We start from the raw sequence: 18,576 nt of genomic DNA, 5'->3' as shown, positions 1-18,576 counted from the left end.
TTTGACACCGCGTCCAGAAGCCGATCCCAGATGCCACGCTTGCGCCAGCGCCGAAAACGGTTGCCGCAGGTCGTATGTGGGCCGTAGCGCGCCGGGATGTCGGCCCAGGGCGCGCCCGTGCGCAGCCGCCAGAAGATCCCGTTGAGCACCCGCCGGTCATCCACGCGCTCCTTGCCGCGCACGTCCGTCGGCAACAACGGCTCGATCACCGCCCACTCCGCATCCGTCAGATCAAACCGCGCCATCAAGGCCCTCCTGCTCAGAGGGCTAACGACGCCGCGGTTCAACCGTGCCAGCCATTATCGGTTCGCGACCTAGTGTGTCGGCCGCACCCTGCGCTTTGTTTGCGTAAGCCCCTAGCCGATCATTCGCAGTCTGTTCAGTATGATCTGCCAATTCGAAGCTCCAGCGCTTCCACGGCCAGCTCATGTGATCACGCTCACGTGCCTGGACCAGTGTGTCATCAACGCGATAGACGCAGGGCGTCCTCTCAACCTAAACGCGAGTCATGTTGAAAAAGCTCGCGTCCCTACCCCTGCTTCTGTTCCCCCTGAGCGCGGTGCCCGCCTGGGCGTTGCCGGTCGGTCTAAAGTGCGAATTGATCAAGTACACAGGTCCGGACTCGGGCTACAAGAAGTTTGATTACGTCGACGTTGCTCTTCTCGATGTCGACAATCAGCGCGTGGACATGATCAGCTCCGGCCTACGCGAAGAGTGGACCTACCTGAACGGGAAGGCAGGGACGACGGCGGCCGGAGATCGCCTTTCGATCGCAGCTGATAGCTCAACGATATACGGCGGCGGAATTCGGTTCGGGTCTGCCTTCGCCTTCGAGTACAATCGCACCAATCACGCTCTGGTCTGGACCGGCATCTGGAGCCACCGCAGAGACGCGCAGACGTGGTTGTTCAATTGCCTAGAGGCACGTCCGTAAACGAAAAAGCCCCTGGGGATTGCCCCAGAGGCGTATTGAAGACCCGCGCCGCGCAGGTATGTTGAATAGGTCTTGGCTATCGAACGTGAGACGGTTGGTCAGGATAAGGAAGACCCCGGTTTTGAGTTTCTCAGCCGGGGCCTTTCTATTTTCCAGTTCCGAATCACGTACTGCCGCCACGGCTGCTTCTTACGGCCTCCGCGCGAGAACATCATCTCTTCGGCCACCTCACCTGTGACCCCGATCCTCTCTGCGAGGTGGTCCACGGCGTCACAGTATCGGCCGTATACCCTCGCGTCGTTGGCCCTATGGACCCAGCCGTCCTGACGGATCGCGATGATTCCGGGTCCGAACAGCACGGCCACGGATTTTCCCGTCCACTGATCAAGGATGTAGCCGTCACCCTCGGGGCGGATGAAGTGAATCAGCTTGGTGAAGTAGGCCGGTGCGAGACCCGGTACGATGGCGCTGTTAAAGCGCTCGTACGCCTCTGTGCGGCTGATCCCGCCGCGACGGATCGCATCGATCGTGGCGAGCAATGCCGGTCTGACGCCCAGGGCTTTCGCGCCATTGCGGCGATCCATGCCGCCCCAGGCCATGCAGGCGACGAAGCAGGCTTCACTGGAGTTCTTGGCCGACTGGCAGAAAGCGCGCAGCTCGACGCGCGTTAGGTGGCGCTCCGGCACATCTCCACCGACGTAATCGGGCAAGGCTCTGACCCAGGCGGATGGGATCGATCCCTTCCAGCCGGATTCAGCCTGAGCCAACCGGGTGAACGCCAGATAGTGGCCTTCGTGAATCATCGCGGCCCTCCCACCCGGCTGTGAACCGGCTGCAACTTCTGTAGCGGCCGTCGCCTCGGTCCACCATGCGTTAGCCACAGCTCGCTAAGGTATGCCCGACAACGAGGGTTCATGCCTTGAGTAGCCGGGACGAGAAGGTCACCACCGCCGCTCTGGCGCTGGTCGGTGTTGCGGTGGCGTTTGTCACGGTCACTTGGCTGCGGCGCCCGCCCTCCCCGCCTCCGGTGTCAGACCGGGATCGACTCGTGTCCGCCTACACCTCACCGACAGGCTTCAAGCCTTTCACGCACATGGATCGTCCCCCGAGGGAGTCATACGTCATGCTCGACGTGATTCCGGAGGACGACGACGCGCTAAGATTCATCCACGTCCAGGTCATCATACCGAGCCAGCACCATGGCCTGTTGTGGACCTACGCGCAGTACCGAGTGAAGTGTCGCGAGTACGTCATGCAGGACTTGGGGGAATCAGAAACTGTTGATGGATTGTCCAAAGCGCAGAGCTATGAGACCTCCTATCGTCCTCTGGGTGAGACGTTTCAGAACAGCGGTGCGTATGAGGCTTGTCGGTACCTGAAGCGGATCTGATCAGCTCGGCAGCCGCCCCTGTCTCGCGCGAACATCGATAACGGTCTTGTCGTCGATGTTGTAGTCGCACTCGTAGATGTGGCGGATCCAAGCGCCCATTCCGTTCTGGAACTGGATCTTGTCACCGACGTAGGTGATCGTGTCGTGCTTCAGGCCCTTGAAGCGAAACCGAGAGAATTTGGACTCGGACCAGCCGTCGACCCACTGGTAGTCGTTCTTGGCGAGGTTCTCGACATATCTTTTGCACGCAAACGTTGCTTCGATGTGCTTCTTGTCGCCGATGCACTGAAGATCCTCGCGGCAGCTTGCTTCCTCAGCCCGTTTCTCGGCGATGGCCTTCTCAGCGGCGGCTGCCTGTTCAACAACGGCTCGCGTGGCCTGCTCTCGCTGAGCCGCAGCGCGTGACTCAGCTGCATGCTGCTCCACCCTGGTCTTCTCGGCGGCGCGGGCTTCCTTCAGCTCAGCCCACCTCTTCGGCTCGGCGAATCCCTCAGCTGAGGCGGCCGTCCGATCGGCCGCATCGGCAAAGCCAAGCTCTTTGGCCTCGCGGTCGGGGGCGTCCCCTATGGCGATCATCGGCATCGCGACCAGAAAGGCCAGGATCGACCCACCCACGGTGTAGAGCCCTTTGCGACGCAACCCCCGGATGGTCAGCAGGACGAGCCCGGCAAGCGCTCCCAAGACCGAGGCGACGAAAAGCAGGATCCCAGCGACGACAAAACCGTACATAACGTTCTTCCCGGTAACGCAACCACCCCGGTTTCACCAACTTCAGGTCAACCGTCTATCACCCTGCGGCCACACCGAGCGTTCGCCTTAGAGTTGAGTTATGGTTCACCTTGATTGTGGCATCCCGTGCCTTCATCGCGGCCTTTCTCAGAGGCAAGAGTCGCGGGAATCGCTACATCGCGTCCAAGTTCGTGGCCTGCGACATGCCGCATGCCGACAAGCCCATGCTCCAGATCATGGGTGTGTTCGCGGAGTTCGAGCGCCAGCGCATCTTCATGCGCACCAAAGAGGCGCTGGCGACGCTGAAGGCCCGCGGGGTGCAGTTGGGCGGAACAAACCTCGAAGGCGCTCGTGCGGCCTCTGTGGCGAAGCGTCAGGCCCTGGCGCAGGACGGGAAGGCGCGCGTCATGCTGTCGATCAACGACATTCGCGCGACCGGCATCACCACGTTGCAGGGGATCGCTCAGGCCCTCAATCACCCAGGATCACCACGCCGCGCGGCGGCGCATGGTCCGCCACCCAGGTTTCGCGCGTTCTTGGTTAATCGAACGCGGTAGGGTTTTCTTGGTATACCAGGAACTGAATTTGGTTAAGGCGCCGTTTGACGCCCGCTAACTCCACGTGACGTGCTGTTTGCCCAGGTCGAAACGCCCTTTGTACCGTTCGATCTCTTCAGGGCTCCAGTTGTCACGCGCGACATGCAAAAGGTTGTCGCGCTGCTGCTGAATCCGCAGAGCCAGCCGCGTGATGTAATCCACGTCGAAGGCGAGATCGTTCGCAGGAGTGGCGTGTGCAAGAGTCCGCTTGCGCAAGTCCATCACAGCGGCGACAGGATTGTTGGCAATTTTGTAGTACTCGTTCAGTGTGGTCACCAGCATTCCGAGGCAAATCGCGTCGGACATCATGGCAACAAACGCAACATATCCGATCGTCATCTGTGTATTCGTGGCCGTGGTATCGTAGGTACTGGTGCTTCCGGGTAGGCGTCCAGCAGCGGCGGTAAAAAATCCAAAGAAGCAAGTGATCCCAAGCCGACAGATCAACTACTGATAGCGCATTTGATAGGTGTTCTTACCACCCGCTACAAAACATGCTTGTAGCGGTATAGATGCACGTGCATTGCGCGACGGCTGAAACTGCGAAAGCCGCTGATTGCTGTGAGGTCCAGGATTTTCTGGAAGTAGTAGGTGGCTATGGCTACGAGGGCGGGAACTACAACGAGGAGCCACCAATCAAAACCAGGAGAGTTTGAGGACACGGCGGACCAAGAATCTACAGCACAGGGTCAGACAGCATATCACGCAACCTCACAGCCACCCCACAGGCCCGCTCGGCGTCGCGCGAGCTTCACGACCTTCTGCCAGCCCGTGAACGCCGCGGGTGATCGGCGTCTCGGTCGACGACTACGTGAATCCCCAGTGCTCTCAAGTGCAGGATGTGCGGAAGCCGCAGTGGCCGCGCCGCAAGGCCCTCACCCGTTACCGAGGCGCGATCCTAAGTCCCTGATCTCTGCCAGGATACCGCCCGCAGGCTTGCCCTCTTCCGGTACGGCTTGTCGCATTGCGTGCGTGAGAAGATAAACCGGCGTTCGCATGTTCAATTCTTCGAACGTGACAATTTCGGGCCATCTCTTCATCGCTTCGATCAGAGCCAGCAAGACTTCGACATCCTTCGCGCAATCGGTTGTGAACGATTCCGGAAACGCCGATTGGTAGGCAATGAAGAGGATCGAACCGTAGAAGCTAGACAGCATTTTGTAGTAACCGCTCATACTTTTCGCCGAAAAGGCGAACGGTCCTTCGTTTGGTCCCCAGCCCATTTTAAGCAGGGGCCCCGGATTAAAATGCACGAAATTAGACGCCGCGAAGTAGATATACTCGTATGTGTGGAGCAAGCCGATGTCATCCGCCATCTCCCGCACGGTTGGCCCATCCCTTCGCGGGCTTCCATATTCTGCCCAAATATCTCGAACCTGTTGTCTGGCACTAATCACCGGATCATGCTCAATCCTCTTATTGTGTGCGACTACGATTTGAAATGGATTGTTGGCTTTGAAGAACTTCTCTTGTGTTCTAATCCCTTCCGCAAGCGATCGCTGCATCAGGCAGTGCATCAGCCTAGACTTATTGTTCGGAAGATTTTTGCTAATGTAGGCCAAGGAGATAAGATCTTCGCAGATGCCTCGAAGGCCACTGACGAACATAAAATGCTCGTCTCGATGCTTTCTGGAGCGATTGACGGCAACATTATAATCGACGCACTTAGCTATGGCCGCAACCACCATTGCATCGAATACTTTGTCCCCCAGTTCCGCCACCGGGGGCGATAAGAACTTCTCGCGGCGACGAATGGACCTAAACACTTTCCCGAATGCGCTCGTGATGGGCGGTAGCTTCTTCGGTTCAGCCATGAGGTGGTTCCAGCGGCACGCGGCCCGGCTGTGTAACGCATTTTGTATTGCCGTCGAAGGCTGGCGAACCGGTAACAGCGCCGCGGACCAGCTAGAACAGACCGCCCAGGAAGCTCCCCAGGTTGCCCATGCCACCGTCGAGGCCGCCGGTCGGTAGCTGCTGGAAGTTGTTGAGCATCGTGGTGGTGATCGGGGCCTGTGTAATCGGCTGGCTCTGGTTCGGTGCCCAGCCCGCGTTGGGATTCGAGGGCGCCATCACCATGCCCTGGGGCTGCTGGGCCTGGGGGTTGGCCGTGTACTGGCCGTTCGGGCTCACCTGACCGTCGGGGCCGTTCGCACCACCGAAGAACTGCTGGGCCATGCCACCGAGCTTCCCGGCCATCTGGAGGGGCTCTGTCCCTGCTGGCCGCTCTGCTGACCACCGGACGCCTTCTGACCACCGCCGGGCTGGCCCATGTTCTGGGGCTGGAACGGATGCGCGTGGGTCTGGGGCTGGACGGTCCCGAACGGGTTGGCGAAAGGCTGGATCGGGGTGGGGCCGCCCTGGACGTGCGCGAAGGGATCGGTGGACGCGGTGGGGGCCGCGAACGGGTTTCCGTTCGGCTTGATCGACGTGGGTCCGCCGAAGCTGTTCGCGAAGGGGTCGCTCGATGACGAGCCGAAAATACCGGATGACATGTGCGCTCCAACAGTTGGTGTGGTCTGCTGGAAGTATTTACGCGCATAAAGGCCCCGCAAATCCGCAGTAGGATCGCGAGGCCACCAAGTGCTTCAGGAATTGAATGACTGTACCACAAGCGTCGAGATACTAGGGAAGGACCACCTCTCAACCCGTGTACGTTATCAAGCCGTGGGGCCGCGCGGCAATATCTATCGCCGGGTGATTGCGGGGTCGCGGGTCCCGAGGGCGATCCTACGCCGCCCACGGTTCCCACCTCACCCACATCTCCCACATGGCCCACGTCGGGACAGACAAAAAAGCCCCGGCGCTTACCGGGGCTCTTTGTGTATCGACGTTTAGAACGTCGCTTCGCGGAGGATCTTTTCCAGGGGCGCCGTCGCCGTCTCGACCCGCCCCCGCGCGATGATCACTCCGGTTGCCCCTATCGTAATGACCATGGCCACGAGCCCGATCATCACGCGCCTGATCGCGTCATCCATACGAACCTCCTCTTCAGCCCGTTAACACTTTCGGCCGAATCATGGCGCGGTGGAAGCGCATACCGTCAAGCTTCTTTATTGATCGCACGCCTCATGTGCGAAATCGCACATCGCCCCATGCCCTGGCTGCTTTCGGCCAACGGTCGCCGGTTCAACTTTTTCTTTCGACTCGACGGGATCGGTCCGCTTTGCTTTGGCGTCGAGGAGCGGAGCGACCACTACACGAATCCTGGGACTTGAACGGCCATTACGGTCGAGCGACGCGAGACCGGTAGACATCGAGGCGAAGCCGACCCAAGTAGATACGTCGAGCGCCGCAAGACCAAGTAGACATCGAGTCGCAAGGTGAAACCCATAGATATCTAGTAGATACTCTTCGAGTAGATACCTACTAGATATCTATGGGTTAGCTCGAATCCTTGTGCTTCTTGAGTTGCCCGTCTACGTCGAGGTAGGCGGTCAGCTTGATCGGCGGATTGGCGAAGTAGTCGTTGAACTGGTCGACCTGCAAGACCTGATGATCGCCGTTCTGGTGGGCGAACAGGTAGAGCGACGGGGACTCACCCGACTGGTCGAAGACGACGAACTCGAACGGGAAGTAGCGCCACCCGTCCTTGTTCTCGCGGATCTGGCCGTACATCTGGCGCTCACGGATTTCGAGCGGGGTGCGCAGAACGGCGTCGGCGAGCCAGTCGTGATACGCCTGCGGGATCAGGCCCTTGCGGCACTGGTCCTCGATCAGCTTCAGGAATTCATTCGGCCCGCGAAGTTCGACGTTGCGCTTGAATTGCGGGTCGGACTTGAGCAGCCGCTCCGGCGGCTTGGTGTAAATCTCGACGATCATCTTGTACTGAACTGCGTTGCTGCGGCGTCCGCTCTGGGTCTTCGGCTTGCCGTTGTCGACGAACGCGCACTGGATTCCGGTGATCTCCCTGAAGTCCGGGAACGGTCCGAGGTCGCGCGGCTTGTGCGTGTAAGTCTTGGTCGGGGGCATAGACATCCTATGGATCTGATGCCGTATTAATCCCTGTGCAAGTCGATTCATACCCCCGCGACATCTTGTCAAAATGATTCACGACTATGCTTAGTGCCTACATTAACGCGATTCACCGGTCGTTTAACGATTTGTTCAAGAATCACGGCGCTCGATCTCATGCGCGCGCGATTTGCTCGGACAGGCCCACCGCCAAGGCTGACTGGGCGGGTAAACGCCGCACGAGGCGCTTGATCGGAACGCGATTCATCTGGCACGCTCGACCGGAAGGAGAACCAGATGACCGATGACGGGGACCAGGGTTCGAAGCCGCAGGAGCCTGCGAAGGAGCCGCCTCCTCCGCCGCCGCCGCCACAGGATCACAACGTGACGATGGCGCGGGATTCAGACCCGCGCGCGGTAGAGAAGAAATAGCAACCACGCTGCTCCACCGACCAGGGCGGCGATGCCCACGTACATGCCGCCCTGGAGGAAGCGTCGCTTCCTCTTATTCGCCTTCATGCTGGCCTTGATTTTATCGACGTACTGCAAGATCAGATACGCGTTAAACTTGGCAGTATGATCCTCTTTGGCGTCGAGCCAACCCGGCGCGAGCCAGTTGCTCGGGTCGCTGCCGTTTGATCCGTATCGACCCGACGCCTGTACAACCACGAAGGCGATGCAGCCGAGGACGAACCCGACGCCTGTGGTCAAGAACGGCCACGGGCTCAGGCCAGTGGAAGTGTCCTTGAACAGGTAGGCCGCGACACCGAACACGGTGATGGCTGCCGTCGTAAACGTGGGGAAGAGCGCCATGCCCTTTGCCTGAATCGCACGCATGTCGGCGATCAGGCCGTCGTGGAGCTTCTCTGCCTGCGCGAGCACCGCCTCAGCGATCTTCGGGTTGATAGCGGTGGTCGCGATGTCGTCGCGGGTCAGCGCGCCCGTCCGAGGAGAAGCCTCAACCGGAGCACTGGCAGGATGCTGCGCTTGCTTGCCATCTTCGGATCCAGTCAGTTCAACGCCTATCTGATCGGGGGCAGTGGCATCATTCATGGCAAAGGCGGCCTTCGCGAAGACAGTTCAGGGCAAGGTCCTGCGTCAGGTCCCAGCCTCCATGAGCCGAGAAATCGGGCGCATCACAGTAGCATGGGCACATCTCGAAGGGCACTTGGAGGCCATGTCGTGGGAACTGCTGGGCCTGGATGCCGCCCTCGGCCGTATCGCGATTCGAGCGCCGCGCCCCAAGCAGTAGGTCGAGATGATCCGCGATCTGGCCGAGTATAAGAAAGTCACCTACGACACCGAGGCCCTGAAGGAGCTTCTGGTTGCAATCGAAGCGGTCTCAGTCAGACGCGATTTGATCACGCATGGGCAATGGGGATTTGTTGACGGGACTCATTTCGTCTTGCGGTCGACAGGTAACTGGCCGAAGCAGCCGGTAGCGATAGGAGCGTACACAGGCAGTCGACGTGTCATGCCGGAAGGCGTGAAGATGAACCTGCCCGAGTTGCGCACGCTGAGAGCCGACATAATAAAGTTACTGGACATGGCGAAGACGCTGGAGAAGTCGTTCAACTTTGCGCTGTAAGCCGCGCGTCGCGCCGACCGCCCGCGGCCTGCCTAGATCACCGGATGCGTTGGTCCTGATAAATCTCAGGATGATCACCCCCGACGAACTCGACGCGCTCCTTGCCCACATCGCCGCCCTGGAGATGACCATCCAGGAGCAGGCTGCGCAGATCGATCGGCTCACGATCCAGCGGGAGGGCGTGAAGGCTGTGACGCCTACGACCCCTGCGCCAGTTGGATTCGCGTACGGAAACGCCGGTCAGTTAGTTTTGGCGGATCGGGAGGAGATTTACCGGCGGATGCGCGAGGGGTGGCCCTCGGCGCCGACGAGGCGGTTTTAAAAGCCCAAGTAGTGGCGGGAACTGGTTGGCAAGATCAGGGCCAACTACTGAGGCTCGAACCAATTAATCTGAAGATCCATCAACATTCGGTGATCGATGTTGTAGGCAAAATACTCGGGGTGCTCCCGATACATCCAGTCATCGTAACGGTAGCCGTTGTCGCAGTCCCAAGCGATGAGCCAATCCTGGAATTCCCAGGCTCGCGCTGCGGGGATCTCTCGGAAGTTCATCAGCCCCTTGTCCGCGCTGCCGACCACCGCGAAGTCGTACGGCGATGTAGTGCCGCTATCGTCGAAGGACCAATTGACGACCAGGACGGCCGTTTTCTGCGGAAGTGGCAAATCGGTACTCATGCCCGCCAGCATGCCCGCGAACCCTTGCCGAACGGTCAAGCTCGACCCGAGACGCCCGCCTCTTAGCGCCGCAAGATGTTCCAGGTATTCCATCGAATCCGCATCGGTGAATCCCTATCGAATCCCGCAATCACAGCTTCCTTGACAGATTAGCCATTCGATTTACATTGCGATTCAGCGTATTATGGCGCTCGAATCCCTACGTACGCAGCCGATAGACTTGACGCCCGCTGCGACCGCATGCATCCCGGAGCGTGCCGACTCCTGTCGGCGGCTCAGACGTGGACGCAACATGCCGTAGACGCAGAAAACCCGGCCCCCTTTCGGGAACCGGGCTCTGCCATCAAACTGATGGACTACCAAAGAGACTCGCATCCCTTTGATAGTCTGTCCCGGACCATCCCGCAAGAGCGGGTGATGGCGGCTGCGCGCGGCGTTCTACTTAGGAACGCAGCAGGTGGATGAAGAGACATGGGCCAACGCCCTCACGCCGCGCCTGATGGACGCGGTCAGACAGCGCATTGGCCATCGTAAGAACCGCAACGCGGTGATCGACATGTTCCGCTGGACGGTCGCCAGCAACCTCTGGCACCGGACCAAGAAGGGTTTCCACCTCGTCCGAGGTTCCGATAGCGGCGGACAGGATGGGCTGAAGATGGACCCCTTCCTGCAAAGCTTGGGCCTGACCGAGGGCAAAATCCGCGGCGCGATTAAGACGCTCCTTGAAGATGAGATCATCGAGGTGATCCCGCAGGTGTTTGCGCCGCGCCGGGACGGGAAGCTCTGGCGCTGGAATCACCGTCTTCAGAAGCGGAATCCGCCGCTTCTGTACCGTTTCAAACCTTGGATTCAGGATCTGATTCGTCGTGAATCGCGTCAGACCGCGGATTCCTCTTCCTCGGTAGCCTCTTCTCTTTTGACTGACCTTTCCCGTAATAGCTCTGGAATTAAGAACGAGAACCACATTACGGGGAACTTGGTGGGTTTGATGGCCAAGGTTGCTCGCAAGCCCACGACGGGTCCGGTCGCGAACCCCGGCGCCCCGTTCGCGGGGGCTGTCGGCGCGGCCGTCGAGCGGATGCACCGGGCCATGTTCCGCCCGTCGATGGGATCGGTGCACCCGGCCTCGCTCGCCGCGACCGGCCAGGAGGCCCCGGTTCACGCCGACCGCACGCAGTACACGGCCCGCGACGCCGACTGGCTCGACCGATGGGCGCACGTCGTCGAGGTCCCGCTCTTCGACCACCCGCGGGTCTACGGGCTCGAACCGATGGAGGGCGAGCACCCCCGGCGGACGATCCATGGGCCGCCTGGGATCCACAGCGCCGTCCTGGCGTGGCTGGACTACAACGTCGGCATCGCGGGCGCCGCCTACGCCGTCCACTGGTTCATGCAGAACGTCCGGAGCGATTCGCGCGACATCCGGGTCGGCTTCCGGGACGCGACGGCGGCCATAGCCTTCAGCATGCGGTGGTGCGGACGATGACCGAGTACGTGTTGATCGACCACGCGCGGGACACTCGGCCGTTCGCGAGCTACGGCCCACGGTTCGAGACCTGTCAGGTCACACCGACCGGCGGCGGCGCCCGCGAAATTGACGCGCCCGCCGCCGAGGTGCTGGCGTGGCTCTGGGCCAACGGCATCACCTCGCGGCGGCGGAACGTCTTCAAGCACGCGTTCGACCTCACCCCAAATCAGGAGGTCAAATTCCGTCTTCGCTGGGGATAACCGGTGATTCGGCTTGACCCACAAACCGGCACGGGTCGGCGGCGCTCGCGCCGTTTGTGCCTATCCGGCGTGCCTAACTCGACGACATCGATTTGCTAAGTCGTTGTCGTCGTTAGATAAAAAGACATTGGTGCGGGTAGAGGGAATCGAACCCCCACGCCTTGCGGCTGGCGATTTTGAGTCGCCCGCGTCTACCAATTCCGCCATACCCGCGTGCCAGCGCTCTTCGCATAGGTCGGCGGCTCCGGCCAAGTGTTGTTTTGCGTCGGTCAGCGATCTGGCCAAGGCGGGGCGCCTATGCTCAAAGGGCGGCCGATCTCATAATCCGGGACCTTGAATGCTCCGCCGGCTCTACGCGTGGATCCTGGCCCTCAGTGACCGGCCGTCCGCGCCCTACGCGCTCGGTGCCGTGGCCTTCGCCGAAAGCTCCTTCTTTCCGGTTCCACCGGACGTGATGCTCGTCCCGATGGCGGTCGCCCGGCCGGATCGGGTCTGGTTCTACGCCACGATCACGACGGTCGCCTCGGTCCTCGGCGGTCTGGTCGGCTACGCCATCGGAGCCCTGCTGTTCGACTCCGTCGGTGAGTGGCTCATCCGCCTCTACGGCTTGCAGAACTCGGCCGCCACCTTCCAGGACTCCTACGCGCGCTACGGCCATTGGGTGATCCTGCTGAAGGGGCTCACGCCGATCCCCTACAAGCTCGTGACGATCACGTCGGGTTTCGCGCATTACAGCCTGTTCTGGTTCACGATCCTGTCGATCGTGACCCGCGGCGCCCGCTTCTTCATTCTCGCCGGACTGCTCGGCCGCTACGGTGTCCAGATCCGCGGTGTGCTCGACCGGCACCTGAACGCGGTCGCGGCGATCTCCGTCGCCGTCATCGTCCTCGGCTTCCTGCTCTTCAAGGTGATCCTGTAGCGATGAACACGGCGGCTGCCCTGCGCCTCAAGACCGCTGGCCTCTGGCTCGCGATCGCCTCCGCCCTCACCGTCGGGGCCGCGCTCGTCCTCCAGTACGGGTACGGCTACGCGCCGTGCAAGCTCTGCCTGACCGAGCGGCTGCCCTACTACGCCGCCGTGCCGCTGGGTCTGCTGGCCCTGTTCCTGCCGGAGCGCTTGGCGCGGATCGCCCTCGGGCTCGCGGCCCTCGGCCTGCTCTACGGGGCCGGGATCGGGGTCTACCACGCCGGCGCGGAATGGGGCTTCTGGCCGGGACCCGCCGATTGCGGCGGCGGCACCGGCGCCAATCCGGGCCAGGTCGGCGACTTCCTCAACAGCCTGCAGACCACGAAGGTGGTCGACTGCTCGGTGGCCGCGCTCCGGGTGCTGGGCGTGTCGCTCGCCGGCTGGAGCGCCGCGATCTCGGCCGTGCTGGCCTCCTTCGCGGGGACCGCCGCGCTGCGTTCCTGACGCGCGCGGACCGGCGAGGCCGATCAGTTCCGGTCGTCGGGCAGGACCGGAATCGCCGCCACCTCGATGCCCTCGTCGATCAGGGCCCGCGCCTCCGCGGGGCTCGCTTCACCGTAGATCGAACGCCCCTCCGCCTCGCCGTAGTGGATCTTGCGCGCCTCCTCGGGGAAGCGCGCCCCGACATGCTCGGCATTCGCCACGACGTGCTCCCGGAGCGCGCGCAGCATCGCCCGCACCTGACGTTCCGGCTCGGCGATCATGGTCACCGGCGCCTCCGCCTTCGGAATCGGCGGCGGCGCGCGCTCCCGATCCGTGCGGGCGACGCTCGGCACCATCAGGGCCTTGCTCACCTTGGCGCTGTCGCAGACCGGGCACGTCACGAGGCCGCGCGTGACCTGCGTGTCGTAGGAATCGGAGGACGGGAACCAGCTCTCGAAGCCGTGCGCGGCATCGCAGACGAGACTGTACCGGATCATTCTGTTGCTTGCTGTGATGACTACTGCGCGGCCCGAGTCCGCGGACCGACGCGCTCGACGGTGAAGGGCCGGCCGTGCTGCAGCGAGGGAATGCGGGCCCGGGCCTCCGCGACCTGCGCGAGGTCGATCTCCGCCAGGATGATCCCCGGCTCGTCCCCTCCGGCATCGGCCAGGACCCGGCCCCAGGGATCGACGATCAGCGAGTGGCCGTAAGTCTCGCGCCCGTCCTCGTGCCGACCGCCCTGCGCCGCCGAGATCACGAAGGCGCCGGTCTCGATGGCCCGGGCCCGTTGCAGGACGTGCCAGTGGGCCTCGCCGGTCTGCCGGGTGAAGCAGGCGGGGGCCGTCAGCACGTCGGCGCCCGCCTCGGCGAGGGCGCGGTACAGCGCGGGGAAGCGGATATCGTAGCAGATCGTCAGGCCGAGCGTGGCCCACGGCGTCTCGGCGAGCACCGCGCAGGCGCCACCGGAATAGGTCGCGGATTCCCGCCAGCGCTCGCCGCTCGGCAGGTCGACGTCGAAGAGATGCAGCTTGTCGTAGGAGGCCAGGATCTCCCCGTCGGCGCCGATCAGGTAGGCGCGGTTGGCGATCTTGTCGCCGGCCCTGACCGCGATCGAGCCGATCTGGACGACCGTTCCGGTCTGACGCGCGGCCTCGCGGAGCGCCGCCAGGGTCGGGTCCTGCTCCTCGGTGGTGACGTGGGCGAACAGACGCTCGCGGCTCCGCTCCACCAGGGACGTCATCTCGGGAGTCTGCACGTAGGCCGCGCCCCGCGCCGACGCCTCGCGCACGCCCGCCACGGCCGCGTCGCGATTGGCGGCCGGGTCGCGCCCCGACCGCATCTGCACGCAGGCAGCCGTGAAGCGGGGCTCAGGCATCGGCCGTGTCCTTGAGCAGCGGGTCGAGCTTGCCGGCGCGGTCGAGGGCGTAGAGGTCGTCGCAGCCGCCGACATGCGTGGCGCCGACGAAGATCTGGGGCACGCTGGTGCGGCCGCCGGCGCGCTCGACCATGGCAGACCGGGCGCCCTGCACGCGCTCGACGTCGATCTCCTGGAAGGCGACGCCCTTCTCCTTCAGCAGGCTCTTGGCCGCCGAGCAGTAAGGACACCAGGCCGTGGTGTAGATTGTGACCGGCTGCATCGCGATCGTCGTCCCGCGCGTGAACTCGGGACATATAGGAGCGCGGAGCGCGCCTTGCCTATGCCCGTGTGGTCACAGGGCAACGCGCGCGCGCCGTCGACGAAGCACCGGCAGGATCAGGCGGCCAGGAGCTTCTCGACCTCGTTCACGAGATCGCGGAGGTGGAAGGGCTTCGACAGGACCTTGGCATCCTTCGGGGCCTTCGAATCCGGGTTGAGGGCGACCGCCGCGAAGCCGGTGATGAACATCACCTTGATGTCGGGATCGAGCTCGGTGGCGCGGCGGGCCAGCTCGATGCCGTCCATCTCGGGCATCACGATGTCGGTCAGCAGCAGCTCAAACGGCTCCTCGCGCAGCCGGTTGTAGGCGGAGAGGCCGTTGTCGAAGGACAGGACATCGTAGCCCGCGTTCTGCAGCGCCTTGGCCAGAAACCGGCGCATGTCGTTGTCGTCTTCCGCCAGCAGGATTTTCATCGGCCGGATCCGAGCCTTCGAGTCGAGAAGTTGATCCCATAAAGGGAGGCGATGGTAAACAAGGTGTTAGGATGGAGCGCGCAGCCGCCGCCGCGTGTCTCCCGGGCGACTGCGTCGGCCGCCGGTGCGGAGTGGACAGGCGATCGATCGCACACCACAGTGAGCGCCTGCCGTCCTCGTTCAACCGCCGGGGTGTCCACCAGCCGATGACTGCAACCGAACCGGTACAGCCAGACGCCTTCGGATTTGCCCCGGCCTTCGTGGTCGACGAGCCCGCGGCGCACACCCTGCCTTTCGTCTTCAATACCGGTCATTCCGGGGCCGTCTACCCCCCCGACTTCATCGCGGCCTCGCGGCTCGACGCGCTGACCCTGCGCCGCTCCGAGGATGCCCACGTCGACCGCCTGTTCGGATCGGTCGTCGGACTGGGCGCGCCGCTCCTGCGGGCCAACTTCCCCCGCGCCTTCCTCGACGTGAACCGGGAGCCCTACGAACTCGACCCGCGCATGTTCGAGGGGCGCCTGCCGCCCTTCGCCAACACCCGGTCGATGCGCGTCGCAGGCGGTCTCGGGACCGTGCCCCGGGTCGTCGCCGACGGCCAGGAGATCTACGCCCGGCGCCTGCCGGTCGCCGAGGCGACCGCCCGGATCGAGAGCCTGTACAAGCCGTATCATCGCGCGCTGCGCGGACTGGTCCAGCGCACGGCGCGCACCCACGGCCACTGCATGCTCGTCGATTGCCACTCGATGCCGTCCTCGAGCCTCGGCCGCGATCCGGACATGAAAGCCGACGTGGTGCTGGGCGACCGCTACGGCACGGCGTGCGCACCCGTCCTGATCGACGGATTCGAGGCCGCGTTCCGGGCCCGGGGTTTCCGCGTGGTCCGCAACAAGCCCTACGCCGGCGGCTTCATCACGGAGCATTACGGCGAGCCGAACCTCGACCGCCACGCGCTCCAGATCGAGCTGAACCGGGGTCTCTACATGAACGAGGCCAGCCTCGCGATGACGGCGGGCTTCCCGGCACTGGTCGAGGCGCTGCGCGGCGTCGTCGCCGATGTCGCCAAGGACCTCGACGATCTCGTCCCCCGACGGATGGCCGCGGAATAGGGGCGCTGCCCCGACCGTTCACGAGGAAGAGCGGCGGTATGCCGGAAAGAAAAAAGGCCACTCCCGAAGGAGCGGCCCGAAGTCTAGGGAGGAAACGCCCAAGAAGGGCAGCGAGACCGCGACGCCATCGCGATCTCGCAACGCACAAACTAAAGTGCGCCGCACAAGAAGCAAGCGCAATTCGCCCGCCGCGGCCGCTCTGCGCGCATACCTGAAGCGCGTTCGCTGGCCGCCGCGCGTCGCCGCGTGCAGGCGTAGCTCGGACGAGAGCGAGAACCGATGCGGTCGCACGTGTCGCCTAGCGGGGCGCGGTGATCGGATCCGCGCCCGCAGCGCCGTTCAGCCCTGGCTCTTAAGCAGCTTCTCGATCTCGGCCCGCAGGGGTCCTGCGAGATCGTTCCGCTCCAGGGCGTAGGCGAGATTCGCCGTGAGGAAGCCGAGCTTCGAGCCGGTATCGTAGGTCCGGCCCTCGTAGCGCATGCCGTAGAACGCCTGCTTCTCCATCAGGTCGATCATGGCGTCCGTGAGCTGGATCTCGCCGCCCGCGCCCTTCTTGCCGTGCTCGAGGATCCCGAAGATCTCGGGCTGGAGGATGTAGCGCCCGGAGATGATGAAGTTCGACGGCGCCGTGCCCTGCTTGGGCTTCTCGACCATCCCGGTGATCTGGAAGGACTGGCCGTAGGTCTCGCCCACGCTGACGATGCCGTACTGGTGCGTCTCCTCGGGCGCCACCTCCTCGACGGCGATGATGTTGCCGCCGTGGCGATCGTAGGCGGCCAGCATCTGCTGCATGCAGCCGCGGCTCAGCATGTCGGGGAGCAGCACCGCGAACGGCTCGTCGCCGACGATCTCGCGGGCGCACCACACCGCGTGGCCGAGGCCGAGCGGCGCCTGCTGGCGGGTGAAGCTGGTCTGGCCGGCCTTCGGCAGGTCCTTCTTCAGCTCCTCATAGGCGGCCGTCTTCCCGCGCTCCTGAAGGGTGTGGTCGAGCTCGAACGCGATGTCGAAATGGTCCTCGATCACCGCCTTGCCGCGGCCGGTGACGAAGATGAAGTGCTCGATCCCGGCCGCGCGCGCCTCGTCGACGACGTGCTGCACCACGGGCCGGTCGACGACCGTGAGCATCTCCTTCGGGACCGCCTTCGTGGCGGGCAGGAAGCGCGTGCCGAGGCCCGCGACGGGGAGGACGGCCTTGCGGATCGGTTTCATCGAGCGGTAACCCCGGAACTGGATGGAACGACGTGGTCAGCTGTGCGGTCAGTGAGATAGCTTAACGCGAGCCGTCGCAAGCATGTACATCGTTAGTATGAGGCGGCGGGGCGTAAATTTCCCGTCTGCAAAGGCGTAAGCAGTTGCCGGGATGGCGGCAGTGAGGGCGAGATGGCGGTTCTGGTGACGGGGGGTGCCGGCTACATCGGCAGCCACATGGTGCTGGCGCTCCTCGACGCCGGCCATGAGGAGGTCGTCGTCCTCGACGATCTCTCCACCGGCTTCGACTGGGCGGTCCCAGAGGGTGTGAAGCTCGTCGTCGGCGACGTGGCCGACCAGGCCCTCGTGACGCAGACCATCCTGCAGCACCGCATCGATGCCCTGGCCCACTTCGCGGCCAAGATCGTCGTGCCCGAATCCGTAGCCGACCCCCTGGGCTACTACCTCGCCAACACGGTGAAGACCCGCGCGCTGATCGAGGCGTCGGTGCGTGCCGGCGTCAAGAATGTCATCTTCTCCTCGACCGCGGCCGTCTACGGTGAGCCCGAGGCCTCGCCGGTTCCCGAGGACCTACCGCTGAAGCCGATCAATCCCTACGGCCGCTCGAAGCTGATGAGCGAGTGGATGATCGCCGACGCCGCCGCGGCGCACGGCTTCTCCTACATGGTCCTGCGCTACTTCAACGTCGCCGGCGCGGATCCGGAGGGACGGTCCGGCCAGTCGACGCCCAACGCCACGCACCTGATCAAGGTGGCCACGCAGGCGGCGCTCGGCCAGCGCGCCCGGCTCGACGTCTTCGGGACCGACTACCCGACCCCGGACGGGTCGTGCCTGCGCGACTACATCCAAGTCTCGGACCTCGCGGAGGCGCATCGCCTCGCCCTCGACCATCTGCGCTCCGGTGGCGAGAGCCTGACGCTGAACTGCGGTTACGGGCGCGGCTACTCGGTCCTCGAGGTCGTCGAGGTGGTGAAGCGGATCTCGGGCCGCGACTTCGAGGTGCGGCTGTGCCCGCGCCGGGCCGGCGATCCGGCCCAAATCGTCGCCGAGGCGGCGCGCATCCGCGATCGCCTAGGCTGGCAGCCCCGGCACGACGACCTCGACGCCATCGTCGGCCAAGCCCTCGCCTGGGAAGAACGCCTGGAGAAGCGCAATCGGATCTGACCGG

General features: G+C 63.5%; 27 protein-coding genes and 1 tRNA gene. 11 read left to right on the top strand and 17 right to left on the bottom strand.

Annotated features, from left to right (window positions below):
* A partial coding sequence (locus BM314_RS23460; RefSeq protein ID WP_139237870.1) for a transposase occupies positions 1–245 on the bottom strand: 245 nt, incomplete at its 3' end.
* A 263-nt stretch (positions 246–508) separates the two neighbouring features.
* Here BM314_RS23460 and BM314_RS23455 point away from each other — a divergent pair.
* Positions 509–934 carry a hypothetical protein gene (locus BM314_RS23455; RefSeq protein WP_091980572.1) on the top strand — a complete coding sequence of 142 codons (426 nt, stop codon included), beginning with the start codon at positions 509–511 and terminating at the stop codon, positions 932–934.
* 98 nt (positions 935–1,032) lie between these two features.
* On the opposite strand, the gene BM314_RS23450 is transcribed toward BM314_RS23455, so the two are convergent.
* Positions 1,033–1,737: an 8-oxoguanine DNA glycosylase OGG fold protein gene (locus tag BM314_RS23450; RefSeq protein ID WP_091980569.1), complete on the bottom strand. Its 705-nt coding sequence runs from the start codon at positions 1,735–1,737 to the stop codon at positions 1,033–1,035.
* Positions 1,738–1,853: 116 nt separating this feature from the next.
* On the opposite strand from BM314_RS23450, the gene BM314_RS23445 reads away from it, so the two are divergent.
* Positions 1,854–2,324 (top strand): hypothetical protein, encoded by a 471-nt coding sequence (locus BM314_RS23445; protein ID WP_139237869.1) that lies wholly within the window; start codon positions 1,854–1,856, stop codon positions 2,322–2,324.
* Here the strand turns inward: BM314_RS23445 and BM314_RS23440 are convergent, their stop codons facing one another.
* Positions 2,325–3,053 (bottom strand): hypothetical protein, encoded by a 729-nt coding sequence (locus BM314_RS23440; protein WP_091980566.1) that lies wholly within the window; start codon positions 3,051–3,053, stop codon positions 2,325–2,327. It abuts the gene before it with no gap.
* A 203-nt stretch (positions 3,054–3,256) separates the two neighbouring features.
* On the opposite strand from BM314_RS23440, the gene BM314_RS23435 reads away from it, so the two are divergent.
* A complete protein-coding gene (locus BM314_RS23435) occupies positions 3,257–3,610 on the top strand; it encodes a recombinase family protein (protein ID WP_091980581.1) in 354 nt (117 codons plus the stop codon).
* Between the two features lie 54 nt (positions 3,611–3,664).
* On the opposite strand, the gene BM314_RS23430 is transcribed toward BM314_RS23435, so the two are convergent.
* The 7 genes from BM314_RS23430 to BM314_RS23410 form a co-directional block, all read right to left on the bottom strand.
* Complete coding sequence (locus BM314_RS23430; RefSeq protein WP_091980564.1) at positions 3,665–3,988, bottom strand: hypothetical protein; 324 nt, start codon at positions 3,986–3,988, stop codon at positions 3,665–3,667.
* A gap of 536 nt (positions 3,989–4,524) precedes the next feature.
* Positions 4,525–5,463: a DUF5677 domain-containing protein gene (locus BM314_RS30260; RefSeq protein WP_139237868.1), complete on the bottom strand. Its 939-nt coding sequence runs from the start codon at positions 5,461–5,463 to the stop codon at positions 4,525–4,527.
* Positions 5,464–5,554: 91 nt separating this feature from the next.
* Complete coding sequence (locus BM314_RS23420) at positions 5,555–5,779, bottom strand: hypothetical protein (protein ID WP_139237867.1); 225 nt, start codon at positions 5,777–5,779, stop codon at positions 5,555–5,557.
* A complete protein-coding gene (locus BM314_RS30255; protein WP_139237866.1) occupies positions 5,776–6,141 on the bottom strand; it encodes a hypothetical protein in 366 nt (121 codons plus the stop codon). The genes BM314_RS23420 and BM314_RS30255 overlap by 4 nt, the downstream gene beginning before the upstream one ends.
* A 339-nt stretch (positions 6,142–6,480) precedes the next feature.
* Entirely contained in the window at positions 6,481–6,624 is a 144-nt protein-coding gene (locus BM314_RS30740; RefSeq protein ID WP_170868162.1) for a hypothetical protein, read from the bottom strand.
* A 406-nt stretch (positions 6,625–7,030) separates the two neighbouring features.
* Positions 7,031–7,624 (bottom strand): hypothetical protein, encoded by a 594-nt coding sequence (locus BM314_RS23415; protein ID WP_139237865.1) that lies wholly within the window; start codon positions 7,622–7,624, stop codon positions 7,031–7,033.
* A 378-nt stretch (positions 7,625–8,002) separates the two neighbouring features.
* Positions 8,003–8,653 (bottom strand): hypothetical protein, encoded by a 651-nt coding sequence (locus tag BM314_RS23410; protein ID WP_139237864.1) that lies wholly within the window; start codon positions 8,651–8,653, stop codon positions 8,003–8,005.
* 205 nt (positions 8,654–8,858) lie between these two features.
* On the opposite strand from BM314_RS23410, the gene BM314_RS30250 reads away from it, so the two are divergent.
* Both BM314_RS30250 and BM314_RS23405 read left to right on the top strand, forming a co-directional pair.
* Positions 8,859–9,188, top strand: coding sequence for a hypothetical protein (locus BM314_RS30250; RefSeq protein ID WP_139237863.1), 330 nt, complete (start codon positions 8,859–8,861; stop codon positions 9,186–9,188).
* A gap of 70 nt (positions 9,189–9,258) precedes the next feature.
* A complete protein-coding gene (locus BM314_RS23405) occupies positions 9,259–9,510 on the top strand; it encodes a hypothetical protein (protein ID WP_091980554.1) in 252 nt (83 codons plus the stop codon).
* A gap of 44 nt (positions 9,511–9,554) precedes the next feature.
* On the opposite strand, the gene BM314_RS23400 is transcribed toward BM314_RS23405, so the two are convergent.
* Positions 9,555–9,956, bottom strand: a complete 402-nt coding sequence (locus BM314_RS23400; RefSeq protein ID WP_091980552.1) for a hypothetical protein — start codon at positions 9,954–9,956, stop codon at positions 9,555–9,557.
* A 364-nt stretch (positions 9,957–10,320) separates the two neighbouring features.
* On the opposite strand from BM314_RS23400, the gene BM314_RS23395 reads away from it, so the two are divergent.
* The gene (locus BM314_RS23395) at positions 10,321–11,349 is read left to right on the top strand and encodes a hypothetical protein (RefSeq protein ID WP_091980550.1); all 1,029 of its coding nucleotides are present in this window, start codon (positions 10,321–10,323) and stop codon (positions 11,347–11,349) included.
* Complete coding sequence (locus tag BM314_RS23390; protein WP_091980548.1) at positions 11,346–11,591, top strand: hypothetical protein; 246 nt, start codon at positions 11,346–11,348, stop codon at positions 11,589–11,591. The genes BM314_RS23395 and BM314_RS23390 overlap by 4 nt, the downstream gene beginning before the upstream one ends.
* Before the next feature lie 128 nt (positions 11,592–11,719).
* Here BM314_RS23390 and BM314_RS23385 read toward each other — a convergent pair.
* Positions 11,720–11,804: transfer RNA gene (locus tag BM314_RS23385), tRNA-Leu, on the bottom strand.
* Between the two features lie 124 nt (positions 11,805–11,928).
* Between BM314_RS23385 and BM314_RS23380 the strand changes: the two genes are divergently transcribed.
* Both BM314_RS23380 and BM314_RS23375 read left to right on the top strand, forming a co-directional pair.
* Complete coding sequence (locus tag BM314_RS23380; RefSeq protein WP_056522002.1) at positions 11,929–12,510, top strand: YqaA family protein; 582 nt, start codon at positions 11,929–11,931, stop codon at positions 12,508–12,510.
* Positions 12,511–12,512: 2 nt separating this feature from the next.
* Positions 12,513–13,001, top strand: a complete 489-nt coding sequence (locus tag BM314_RS23375; RefSeq protein WP_091980545.1) for a disulfide bond formation protein B — start codon at positions 12,513–12,515, stop codon at positions 12,999–13,001.
* 23 nt (positions 13,002–13,024) lie between these two features.
* On the opposite strand, the gene BM314_RS23370 is transcribed toward BM314_RS23375, so the two are convergent.
* From BM314_RS23370 to BM314_RS23355, 4 genes are all read right to left on the bottom strand, one after another.
* On the bottom strand, positions 13,025–13,477 hold the full coding sequence (locus tag BM314_RS23370; RefSeq protein WP_091980542.1) for a DUF1178 family protein: 453 nt from the start codon (positions 13,475–13,477) through the stop codon (positions 13,025–13,027).
* 20 nt (positions 13,478–13,497) lie between these two features.
* Positions 13,498–14,355, bottom strand: a complete 858-nt coding sequence (locus BM314_RS23365) for a carbon-nitrogen hydrolase family protein (protein WP_091678078.1) — start codon at positions 14,353–14,355, stop codon at positions 13,498–13,500.
* The gene (gene grxC / locus BM314_RS23360; protein WP_091980540.1) at positions 14,348–14,617 is read right to left on the bottom strand and encodes a glutaredoxin 3; all 270 of its coding nucleotides are present in this window, start codon (positions 14,615–14,617) and stop codon (positions 14,348–14,350) included. The genes BM314_RS23365 and grxC overlap by 8 nt, the downstream gene beginning before the upstream one ends.
* Before the next feature lie 116 nt (positions 14,618–14,733).
* Positions 14,734–15,090, bottom strand: coding sequence for a cell cycle two-component system response regulator CpdR (locus BM314_RS23355; protein ID WP_003603128.1), 357 nt, complete (start codon positions 15,088–15,090; stop codon positions 14,734–14,736).
* A 206-nt stretch (positions 15,091–15,296) separates the two neighbouring features.
* Between BM314_RS23355 and BM314_RS23350 the strand changes: the two genes are divergently transcribed.
* Positions 15,297–16,199 (top strand): N-formylglutamate amidohydrolase, encoded by a 903-nt coding sequence (locus BM314_RS23350; RefSeq protein WP_026604666.1) that lies wholly within the window; start codon positions 15,297–15,299, stop codon positions 16,197–16,199.
* 339 nt (positions 16,200–16,538) lie between these two features.
* On the opposite strand, the gene galU is transcribed toward BM314_RS23350, so the two are convergent.
* Positions 16,539–17,408 carry a UTP--glucose-1-phosphate uridylyltransferase GalU gene (gene galU, locus BM314_RS23345; protein WP_020091420.1) on the bottom strand — a complete coding sequence of 290 codons (870 nt, stop codon included), beginning with the start codon at positions 17,406–17,408 and terminating at the stop codon, positions 16,539–16,541.
* A gap of 171 nt (positions 17,409–17,579) precedes the next feature.
* Between galU and galE the strand changes: the two genes are divergently transcribed.
* Positions 17,580–18,572: a UDP-glucose 4-epimerase GalE gene (galE, locus tag BM314_RS23340; RefSeq protein WP_091980537.1), complete on the top strand. Its 993-nt coding sequence runs from the start codon at positions 17,580–17,582 to the stop codon at positions 18,570–18,572.
* The last annotated feature ends 4 nt before the right edge of the window (positions 18,573–18,576 follow it).

The sequence above is a fragment of the Methylobacterium sp. 13MFTsu3.1M2 genome, from assembly GCF_900112625.1.
Classification (GTDB): Bacteria; Pseudomonadota; Alphaproteobacteria; order Rhizobiales; family Beijerinckiaceae; genus Methylobacterium.
The sequence above is the reverse complement of the archived record's forward strand: the minus strand, read 5'-3'. Positions and strand labels throughout refer to the sequence as shown.